Here is a 10,878-nt window from a genome sequence, read left to right as displayed (position 1 = left end):
AGGTTTAACGAATGGGAGTGCACCGCAAAACGTTGCGGTCACTGTGCAGCAGGCAAATGCAACGGCGAGCACCGCTGCACTGCAAACGGCAGAAGGCAATTTGCAGCGCACGCAGTCGAACACGAGCCCGCAAGGGGTCGCGGTGGCGAGTGATCAGACGACGCTACAAACAGATCAGCAAAACCTTGTCAATCTACAGGGGCAACTGCAGCAGGCGGAAGCCGGGAATGGACTTTCTGCGACGGTGCAACAGTCGGTGGTGAGCGCGCAGAATACCTTGGATGCGATCAAGAGTGCGAGCAGCCCGGACGGAATCAAAGTGACACAAGATCAACAAGCGCTCGCGGCGAGTGAAGCGACACTGACTTCTCTACAGGCGCAAACTCCAGTGACGACAACCCTTCAGACGCAGATTGCGAGTGCAGAGACGGCTGTCACAAACGCCCAAGATGCACTTTCATCCGATCAGGCGGCGTGGAATGCTGCCATCGCAGCGGCGCAGAATCAACTCAATCAAGCGAGTGCGGCGGCACAGACGGCCAATCAAAACGCGGTGACAGCACTTCAAAATCAAATCAGCGCGGCGCAAGAGGCGGTCGTTTCCGCACAGGGCAAGCTGGCGGCCGATCAAGCGAATTGGACGAATGCGATCAGCGTCGCGGCCGATCAAGTCAATGCAGCAAGCGCAGCCATCTCTCAGCAAAATCTCGCCAATCAAGGAAAACTGTCGATCCTGCAGGCGGATCAGAGTCAAGCGATGCAGATCGCGGCGCGGGCGCTCGCGACGGCAAAAGCGCAGTATGCCCAGGCGCTGCGTACGGATGAACAGGCCGTGCAAATGGCGAGCGCCAATGAACAGACAGCCTTGCAGCGCATGCAGGCAACACTGCAAAAGGCGCAGGCCACGCTTCTTTCGAGTCGCGACAATCTCGCAGCGCTTCAGGCGCCGCCTCAGTCGAGTGTTCTCGCGGCGGCAAAAACGGCGATCGCCGCCGCGAAATTAAAAGTAGAAGAATTGCTTCACCCGAAAAATCAAGGAACACTTCAGGCGCTTCAGGGTGCCGTGACTGCCGCGCAGGGACGTCTGCAAATCGCGCAGCAAGCTTTAAGCAACACGGTCATTGCGGCACCCTTTCCAGGTGTCATCACCGCGATTACCGCACAGCCAGGCAATGCAGTGACTGCGGCAAAGCCGATCATCGCAATGATTGGCACAACGCTTGAACTGCAGGCGCAACTCAGCCAGCAGGACATCAATCAAGTGCACCCGGGCGAGCGCGTCCTTTTCACGCTGCCGTTTGCACCGAGTCAAAATGAGCAGGGCGTTGTCGCGTCGATCTCACCGGTTGTCAATCCACAGACACTCTCCCTCACGGTGACCATTGCGCCTGCGCGGCCGATTGTCGGTATGGCTTCAGGCGAGACGGCATCCATTCAGGTCGTGACAAAATCAGATCCGCATGCGGTGCTAGTGCCAACCGCCGCCATCAATTCACAAACCGGCGCGCCGCAAGTGTATCTGGTGAAAAACGGACGAGCACTCTTGCGCCCGGTAACGCTTGGCGCGACACAGGGCGCGTGGACGGAAGTGCTCGCGGGGGTTACAGCGGGCGATCAGGTGGTAACGCTCGGACAGACGTTCCTTGCGCCGGGCGACCACGTCACAGTTTCCAATGTGATTGCGCGGGCAAGCGGCGCGGTGACGGCAAAGCCGTCTACATCTACTTCCGCGAATCCCTCACACGCCGCCGCCCCCCACAAAGGCAAGCACCACAAAGGCAAGCACCACAAAGGCAAGCACCACAAAAAGCCTGCGTCTACATCCACAGGCACCGCGACTTCGAGTACGACTGCGAAAAGCGGGGGTAGCAAACCATGAACGTGACCGAAGTCGCGGTGCGGCGCCCGATTACCATTTTGATGCTGATTCTCGGGCTTGTTTTGATGGGCGTCATTTCCTATGGCCTTCTTCCCGTCCGCGAATTGCCAAACGTTAACTATCCCTATTTGCAGGTGACCGTGAACAATCCGGGCGCAGACCCGCAAGATGTGCGAACAAGTGTGACTGATCCGCTGGAAAACGCCTTAACGGCGGTAAACGGTGTCACGTCGATGACATCCGTTTCCATGCAAGGCGTTTCAGACATCACGCTCCAGTTTGCCGCAGGCATCAACATCAACACCGCGAACAATGATGTGGCCCAGGCGCTTCACGCGGTTGCGCGAAAGTTGCCCGCCACGGCCAGTCTTCCGAGCATCACCGCTACCGATCCCGCCTCGGCACCGATCATGAGCCTCTCACTGTCTGGGAAATTGAATCAGACGCAGTTCTACACGCTCGCAGAAAAGTCGATCGTTCCTGCAATCGAGAGTGTTCCGGGGGTTGGTGCGGTCAATCTGCAGGGTGGTTTGATTCCGCAAATCAATGTCCAAGTGCATGAATCCGCATTGCTCGCCTACGGTGTAACCTTGCCGCAGATCCGTCAGGCCTTAGCGACACAGAATACGAGTGCGCCTGCGGGCGCGATGAACAACGGTTCACAAACCTACACGGTTGGTACACAGACGCCGTTTACTACCGTTTCGTCGCTCGCGAATGTGGTGATCCGCAGCGCACCAAAGCTGGCCAAAGCGGGTGCCGCCAGTGCCGGCACAAGCAGCACGTTAGCGGCACCTTTGTCTCAGCGTCTGCTCACGCTCGGTCAGCTTGCGACACTGTCGCAAGGCTACGCGACGCCCCTCTCGATCAATCGCTTGAACGGGAAGACGGCAGTCGGCATCACGGTCACGGCACAGAGTGGCGCGAATAGCCTGAGTGTTGAGTCGGGCGTTTTGAGTGCGGTGAACAAGCTTAAAAAGGCGTTGCCGCCTGGGGCGACACTACGCGTCATCGCCGATCAGACGGTCTATACGCGGGCGGCGCTTAGCGCTGTTTTACGCGATTTGATTCTGGCGGTCGTTCTCGCTTCTGCGGTGCTCTACGTATTTTTGCGACGCTTCAGCCACACGCTTATTGTCTTGTTTGCGATACCTGCCAGCTTGCTGTCGACCTTTACCGTGATGTACGCGTTCGGCTTCTCGCTCGATCTGATGAGCATGCTTGCCTTGTCACTCTTGATTGGAATTCTCGTTGATGATTCAATCGTCGTGCTCGAAAACATCGATCGTCATCTGAAACTCGGCGCCGACCCGCGAACGGCGGCCGTGCGCGGTCGCACAGAGATCGGTGCCGCCGCCGTCGCCATTACGCTGACCGACGTTGTCGTCTACGTTCCAATCGTCTTTGTGCAGGGAACGGTCGGACAGTTGTTTCGCGAGTTCGGTTTGACCATCGCGGCCGCCACGCTGTTTTCGCTTTTTACATCCTTTACGTTAACGCCGATGCTGGCGTCGCGCTGGCTGAAGGGGAAACGGGTAGACGCGCCGGACGAGGGAGACACACAGACCGATCTGCGCACGTCAAAAAAACGACGTTTCGCGTTTCTGTCGTCACGGCGTAAAGAAGCGTCGAAACATTTACGCGCAGGGGAGCGCTTGATGGATGCGTTTAGGTTTCGCTACGAGGGCATCCTCAAAGCGACTTTGCGCAATCGCTTGCGGGCGCTGTCTGTGGCGGGCGCAGCGCTTCTTGCGAGTGCATGCTTTCTGCCGTTTGGCTGGATCGGCACATCGTTTGTCCCGCCAGAAAATCCGCAGGTATTCCGGATCGGCGCACAGATGCCCACAGGGACATCTCTCGCGACGACAGACGCCGCGATGCGCGTGTTCTCCGCCAAACTGAAAAAGATGGCAGGGATTCAAGCGGTGTTTTCCACAGCTGGCGTCGCCTTAAACGGGTTGAATGCAACGAATGACGCGGTGCTCACCGTGGTGCGCGCCGATCGCGGGTTACAGACACAGACAAAAAAACTGAAAAATGGCAGCGCTGCGGCGCGCAGTGCGGGCGCTAACGGAACGCGCGCGAAAGGCGGGAAAAAGGCGGGTGCACGCAAAGGGAAAAAGGCTGGAAATGGCATCTCGCTAAGCGGCGCGAATGCGACACCGCTCCCACCGATCGATCCGCTGCTTACGCAGATTCAGACGCTCGCAGAGACCATCCCTGGCATGCAGATTCAGACTGCGGTTCCGAATCCGCTCGTCGTCAACAGCAGCACGCCAGTCAGTATCCAGATCAGCGGTCAGAATCCAGTGGTGCTTCAGGCACTTGCGCAAAATGTGCAAGGACGGCTCGCCAACCTGCCTGATCTGACAAATGTACAGAATCAAAGCGCGGCGTCTCTACCCGTGTGGCTCATTCACGTAAACGACGCGCAGGCGGCGCAATTCGGCGTGACCGCGCAACTCGTCAGTCAGGCGGCGCAAGCGGCGATCGGCGGAGTGATCGCCTCTACGATTCAGTCGGCGGGCAGTGGAACACAAACGAACATCATGGTGCACCTTCAAAACGGCAGCCATTTTACACCGGCGCAGCTCGGAGGCATTCCTGTCGCACTGAGCCACGGGCAGATGGTCACACTCGGTGAAGTGGCGAGTATCTCACTTGCGCCAGGCCCCGTTTCGCTCACGGAGGCGAGCAGGCAGTTGACGAACGTGGTTACCGCGGGAACGACCAACCCGTCGCTCGGTCAAGTCGCGCAAGAGGTGCAGCAGGCGCTTTCCAATCTGCAACTGCCGCCCGGTTACAGCGTGACGCTCGGAGGGGAAATTGCGCAGCAGTCGCAAGCGTTTGGGCCATTGCTCCAATCGCTCGTTCTCTCGGTCATCCTGATCTACATGCTGATGGCCGCGCTGTATGAGTCATTCGTCATGCCGCTGGTCGTCCTTTTCTCCCTGCCACTCGCGACGGTTGGCGCGTTTTTCGGGCTGTGGGTAACTGGACAGACGCTCAACATCTTTTCTTTCATGGCGCTGATCATGCTGATGGGACTCGTCGCCAAAAATGCGATCCTGCTTGTCGACTATGCGCGGCAGCAGATGAAAAAAGGAATGACGCGCACGGTGGCGCTGATCGAGGCGGGCAAGACGAGACTGCGCCCGATCGTGATGACGACGTCTACGATGGTATTTTCGATGATTCCGCTGGCGTTTCACACCGGGTTTGGATCGGCGGATCGTGTGCCGATCGCCGCTGTTCTGATCGGCGGACTCATCTCGTCGACGCTGCTGACACTTCTCGTGGTTCCAGTGCTCTTCACGTATGTGGATGACGCTCGCGGATTTTTTTCTCGTCTGTTTAAACGAAAGGCGCGCTTGTCGCTCGATATGTCTGTAGAGAGCCAAAGAGGTGCGCCGTGAATCTTACGCGGATTGCGATCAGACGCCCCATCGCCGCGCTGATGCTCATGCTGGCGGTGGTGCTCCTTGGCATCGTGGCGTACACCAAGCTGCCTGTTCGTCGCTTGCCGAGCGTCAATTTTCCACACATCACGGTGGTGCTCTCCGATCCAGGCGCGAGTCCCGGCACGATGCGCGCGCAACTGGTCGATCCGGTTGAAAACGCGCTGACTCAAGTCAATGGCATCGTGAGCATGAACGCGACTGCGCGCGCCGGAAACGCCCGAATCGCGCTGCGCTTTCCCGGTGGTACGAATGTCAACCAAGTGGCGGTGCAAGTCGCAAACGTCGTCAATCAGGCGGCCGCCACACTACCCGTCGGTTCGCAGCCACCGCTCATCTTGAAGGCTGACCCGAACGCGCTCCCTGTCATGGATGTGGTCCTCTATGGCGCGCAGCGGCAGGCGGCGCTCTATCAAGAGGCGAGTCAGACGGTCGCGCCGGCGCTCACAGCCGTTCCTGGCGTGGCAACGGTCAACATGATCGGTGGGCGTCCACTCCAGGTGAACATCACACTGTCTTCTGCCAAGCTTGAACAGTATGGGCTGACAGTGAGTCAGGTGAAAACCGCGATTGCGACGCAAAACAGCGCGGCGCCAGCCGGGGTGATCCAGCAAGGTATGCAGGCGAATCCAGTGCAGGTCACAGGTCAAGTCGGGAGTTTGACCGCCTTGGGACAAATCGCGATCCCATCGCAAAGCGGGTTGGTTTCACTTTCACAACTGGGGACGATCACGCAGGGCAATCCGCCTGTCACGACGCTCAGCCACCTCGATGGTAAGAACGCGATTGGCTTTGTCATCAGTGTCCAGTCAAACGCCAATACGCTCACCACGGCAGCGCTGGTGCGAGCAGCCATTCACCAGATCGCCAGCCAGCTTCCCGTGGGCGAGCACCTGATCGTGACAGGCGACATCACATCCTACACGAGGCAGGCGATGAGCGCGACACAGCGCGACCTCTTTCTCGCGATTCTTGCGGCAGGGCTCATGATTCTCGTCTGGCTTCACCGTCTGCGCATGACGCTGGTCATCCTGCTTACGATTCCGGTCACCTTGTGCGCCACGTTTCTCGCCATGGATGCGGCTGGTTTTTCCATCGACATGATCAGCCTGATGGCGCTCAGCCTCCTGATCGGGATTCTTGTTGACGACGCGATCGTGGTGCTCGAGAATATTGAGCGGCACCACAAAGGGGGATTGTCCGCCGCCGCCGCCGCGTATCGCGGACGCAGAGAGATCGGCGGCGCGGCACTCGCCATTACGCTCACCGATGTGGTCGTTTACGCGCCTGTCGCGTTTATGCAGGGGAACATCGGGCAATTGTTTCGGGAATTCGGTCTCACCATCGTGTTTGCCACCGTGTTTTCACTCTTCGTATCCTTCACGCTCACGCCACTTCTCGCGGCGCATTTCGTGTGGCGGGGACGTGTCTTCGCGCGCACCGCAGTGTTTAGCGCGTGGTGGGATGCAAAATTCTTGATCGTGCGCGCGCGCTACGAGCGCATCCTGCGCTATGCGCTGCGCCATTCGCTGCTCGTATTTTGTGTGATGATAGGCACCCTGACCTTCGACATCGCGTTGCTGCAATCCGGCATGGTCGCGACGACGTATACGCCCAAACAGAACGCTTCCGTTTTCTTTGTGAGCGCGCAAATGCCGACGGGGAGCAGCATTGGCACGACAGATGAGGCGGTAAACGCGCTCGCCGCACGCATCAAGCAGCTCGCGGGCGTCAGCGCGGTGTTTTCCACTACCGGGTTTGGCAACGGCTCCGTCACCGCCGAGAATATCGGCCGCTTGACGGTCGATTTGCAATCGGCGTCGCCGCCCTCCGTTTTTTCTGTTCTTCCAAAGGTTCAGGCGATCGCGGCGACCATCCCTGGGCTAAAGATTCAGACCAGTCTCCCTAATGCGCTGATCAGCGGAGGTGGCGGAAGTGGGGGCGCGCTCTCCATCGTGCTGCGCGGTTCTTCGATGAGCGTGCTGCAGGCACTCTCCCAGCGTGTCACCGCCGCGCTTACACAGATTCCGGGCGTGATCAATCCGGTAAGCACAGCGCAAAACAGCCAGCCGATGCTCACACTCACGGTGAATTCGCAGGCGGTCTCTTCCTTTGGCCTGAGCAGCAGTCAGGTGGGGCAGGCCATCCGCACAGCGCTTCAGGGGGTTACGGCGTCTTCTTATCGACCGAGTGAAAATGCGCTCTCGGAGCCGATTGTGCTGCAAGTGGGAAAAGCGGGGCAAAGCATGACGGTGCAACAACTTCAGCAGGTTCCTGTCGCCATCGAAAATGGTGTGCCGATTCTGCTCGGACAGATCGCGACGATTTCAGCGACGGCCGTGTCAGCGACTGAGCGTGAATACAATCGCGCGCTGTCGGTGCAGATTAGCGCAAACACGGGTGGGCAGCCGCTCGGGTTGATTGCGAGTGAAGCGCGAAGCGTCTTGCAAAAGATCGCCATGCCGGCGGGGTACACCGCTCAGTTTAACGGAGCCATCCAGCAGAAAGCGCGCGCGTTCGGGCCACTTAGCGGGGCGCTCAAGCTGTCGGTCGTTTTGGTTTACATGCTGTTGGCGGCGCTCTATGAAAGCCTGATCGATCCACTCGCCGTGCTCGTCACGCTTCCACTCGCTTTGACTGGGTCACTGTTTGGTTTGTGGGTCACAGGGATACCCTTTAGTCTCTACGCGTTCATCGCCACGATCATGCTGACGGGACTCGTCTCAAAGAACGCAATCCTTCTGATCGATGCGACAAAACGCATCCTGCGCGACGCGAACGTTTCTACCGTGGATGCGATCGTGCAGGCAGGTTCACGGCGCTTGCGGCCGATTTTGATGACGACGGCGACGATGACGCTTGCGATGGCTCCGCTGCTTTTGCCAATCGGCTCGGGCGCCTCGACGCGCATGCCGATGGCGATCGTTTTGGTGGGCGGGATGCTTGGCGGTACACTGCTCACGCTTGTGGTGCTCCCAGTTGTGTATCTGTGGCTGCTTTCGGGAAAGCGTGTTGTTCGCGAACGCGTGACAAAATGGAAGGCGCGTATTCGCGTGATCGTTCACGCGCAATAAGGATGCAAAAACGCGCAGGTCTTGAGCGCTTCTTTCCGCTCTCAAGGCCTGCGTGTTTCATGTTGTCAATGGTTAAATGTTCGTGAAATGAATTATTTCTTGACGATCAGGTGTTCGACTTGTTTTGTAAGCACGGCCGTGCTTACGTGGCGCTTCTCATGTTTGGCGCGATACGAAACCAAGTCACTGATCAACACAGACTCTTTCAAATGGGCTGCATCGGCCATCTGGAGAATTGATTCGTGTGCGCGCAGCTTTGCTTTCACTGTCGCGGGCGTCGAGTGCAGGATTGTTGCCACTTCTTTGATCAGACCACCGGAGAGGGGCGCTTTTTTATGCGTAGCGACCTTTGTGTTGACAATCAGGCGCCCGAGCATGGCGTTCGCGTCTTTTTCTAGCAGGGAGGTCTCTGCGGCGCTCAGATGGCGTGTTTTTTGTGCCTGCGCAACATCGGTGCGCACCAATACGCTCAACTCCCCGAGGAGTTGTGGTTTTGTGCGCTTTTCTTTGACCGCCACGTCAAGCAGCGACATGTGATGCTTAAGATCGCGCTTTAGAATTTGCGGCTTGAGGTGTAAATACGCAGCCAATGCTTTACTGTCTGTCACCTTTTTGACGATCGCCGCAGCTGTCGGCGGATGTGCGTGTGCGGTGGTGACTTTTGCGAAGGCTCCGGTTTGATTCAGAACGAGCGCGAGCGTTGCGCAGACTGCGGCCGTTCCAGCCAGTACTTTTTTATGTTGAATCTTCATCAAGCATGTCTCCCTTGGGTTTGGATCGTGTGCAGCATTCGAGCACATCCAAACTGTACATGGCGTGGATGAAAATGGGCTTTAAGTCGTGATCGCCTTTCGGAAGATCGCAAGTATGTTCAAAAGTGTGCAAATCGTCCATCTATACTATTGATTCGGACGGCGGGAAGGTGTAACCTCAAGACAGCAGAAGGTGTGACGATCGCTTATTTTTATAGAGAACGTTTGGAATTATTGTGTAATAGAATGTAGAGAGTAGGAATCGTCCACACGCTGCTGTAGCTTGGATTGTGAATGATTTCACATATCGGAGGAGGGTGGGACGTTTTGTGTACCGCCGTGAATCACCAGTTGGACCAAGACGGGCTCGTTGACACGGCGCAGCGCGATACGACGCAAGATGCGGAGGATGGTTACGATGCACATTGTGGTTTGCATCAAACAGGTACCCGATAGTCGAGAGATTCGCATTGACCCAGTGACAAACACACTCGTGCGCCAAGGCGTACCGGCGATTGTCAATTTCTATGATTTGCACGGACTCGAAGAAGCGCTGCGCCTAAAAGATGAGATGGGCGCGCGCGTGACGGTTGTCTCGATGGGCCCGCCGTCGGCTGAAAAGGCGCTTAAACAGTGCATCTCGATGGGTGCAGATGAGGCGGTGCTCGTCTCGGATCGCGGCTTTGCGGGCGCGGATACGCTTGCCACTTCATATGTGGTGGCGCTCACGATTCAGAAAGTGGCGCAAGAGATGGAAGCCGTGGATATGGTCTTTTGCGGGAAGCAGACGCTTGACGGTGACACGGGGCAGGTAGGGCCGGGTGTTGCGTGTAGGCTTGACTACGATCAGTTGACGTATGTAGAAAAGGTGCTTGACGTCGATCCTGTCGCGCGTACGGTCACGGTTCATCGCCATTTGGAGGACGGTGTCGAAGTTGTTCGCACCAAGTTGCCCGTTTTGTTGACAGCGCTTACAGATTTGAACAAGCCGCGCAGAGCGAGTCTCCCAGGCGTCCTGCGCGCCGCGAAATACAAACCAATCGTCTGGACGACCAATGATTTCCCTGACATCGATCGCGCGAAGATCGGCCTGCGCGGATCACCGACGATCGTGAGTAAGACGTGGGTGCCGGAGCCGCGCACCGTCCATACGGAGATGATCGAGGCGCCTGATGTGTGGGAGACGGCGGCGGCGCTCGTTGAAAGACTCTGGAACACGGAATTGCCGGCACGCTTGGGCTGGTGACCGATTGATCGAGCGAGGTGAGACGTATGCCAGAAGAAGTAGCGAATTCAGAAGAAGCGAAAAAAGATGCACCCGCGCGTCCTGCGCGCCGACCGAAGATTGAAGATCCAATCATGGATTTCTCCGCGTATCGTGGAATTTTGATTGTCGTCGAACAACGTGCAGGAACCGCCAAGAGTGTCTCCTGGCAGTTGCTCGGTGAGGCGAAACGTCTCGCGCAAAAACTTGACGCGCCACTGATGGCACTGGTCATCGGGCATAACGTCGAACCGCTCGCGAGCGAGGCGATCGAGCGCGGCGCAGATCGCGTCTATCTGTGTGACGCTAAAGAGCTCAAAGACTATCGCACGCGACCGTATAGCAGAGTGTGTCTCCATGTGATCGAGCAGGCAAAGCCAGAAATTGTTTTGATGGGCGCGACGTATACGGGACGCGACCTGGCTGGCGCGATTGCGACGCATTTGCCGAC

At 57.6% G+C, this 10,878-nt stretch carries 6 protein-coding genes; 5 read left to right on the top strand and 1 reads right to left on the bottom strand.

Going from position 1 to position 10,878, the window contains the following annotated elements; all coding sequences use genetic code 11:
* From AYW79_RS14065 to AYW79_RS14055, 3 genes are all read left to right on the top strand, one after another.
* Positions 1–1,879 (top strand): efflux RND transporter periplasmic adaptor subunit (locus AYW79_RS14065; protein ID WP_156493912.1); only part of this gene is annotated, 1,879 nt, incomplete at its 5' end.
* Positions 1,876–5,295, top strand: coding sequence for an efflux RND transporter permease subunit (locus tag AYW79_RS14060; RefSeq protein ID WP_067567162.1), 3,420 nt, complete (start codon positions 1,876–1,878; stop codon positions 5,293–5,295). The genes AYW79_RS14065 and AYW79_RS14060, both read left to right, overlap by 4 nt.
* Entirely contained in the window at positions 5,292–8,411 is a 3,120-nt protein-coding gene (locus tag AYW79_RS14055) for an efflux RND transporter permease subunit (protein WP_067567160.1), read from the top strand. The genes AYW79_RS14060 and AYW79_RS14055 overlap by 4 nt, the downstream gene beginning before the upstream one ends.
* A 92-nt stretch (positions 8,412–8,503) precedes the next feature.
* Here AYW79_RS14055 and AYW79_RS14050 read toward each other — a convergent pair whose 3' ends face one another.
* Positions 8,504–9,163 carry a hypothetical protein gene (locus AYW79_RS14050; protein WP_067567158.1) on the bottom strand — a complete coding sequence of 220 codons (660 nt, stop codon included), beginning with the start codon at positions 9,161–9,163 and terminating at the stop codon, positions 8,504–8,506.
* A gap of 418 nt (positions 9,164–9,581) precedes the next feature.
* On the opposite strand from AYW79_RS14050, the gene AYW79_RS14045 reads away from it, so the two are divergent.
* Together AYW79_RS14045 and AYW79_RS14040 are read left to right on the top strand one after the other, a co-directional pair.
* Positions 9,582–10,409, top strand: a complete 828-nt coding sequence (locus AYW79_RS14045) for an electron transfer flavoprotein subunit beta/FixA family protein (RefSeq protein WP_067567156.1) — start codon at positions 9,582–9,584, stop codon at positions 10,407–10,409.
* A 26-nt stretch (positions 10,410–10,435) separates the two neighbouring features.
* On the top strand, positions 10,436–10,878 hold a 443-nt coding region (locus AYW79_RS14040; RefSeq protein ID WP_418251497.1), incomplete at its 3' end, for an electron transfer flavoprotein subunit alpha/FixB family protein.

Origin of the sequence: Ferroacidibacillus organovorans, from assembly GCF_001642725.1 — a bacterium.
Lineage (GTDB): Bacteria > Bacillota > Bacilli > Alicyclobacillales > SLC66 > Ferroacidibacillus > Ferroacidibacillus organovorans.
This window is presented reverse-complemented; position numbering and strand designations above follow the sequence as displayed.

Coding starts and splice junctions, on each gene's coding strand:
- AYW79_RS14060 (WP_067567162.1), top strand. CDS start 1,876: ATGAACGTGACCGAAGTCGCGGTGCGGCGCCCGATTACCATTTTGATG.
- AYW79_RS14050 (WP_067567158.1), bottom strand. CDS start 9,163: ATGAAGATTCAACATAAAAAAGTACTGGCTGGAACGGCCGCAGTCTGC.
- AYW79_RS14045 (WP_067567156.1), top strand. CDS start 9,582: ATGCACATTGTGGTTTGCATCAAACAGGTACCCGATAGTCGAGAGATT.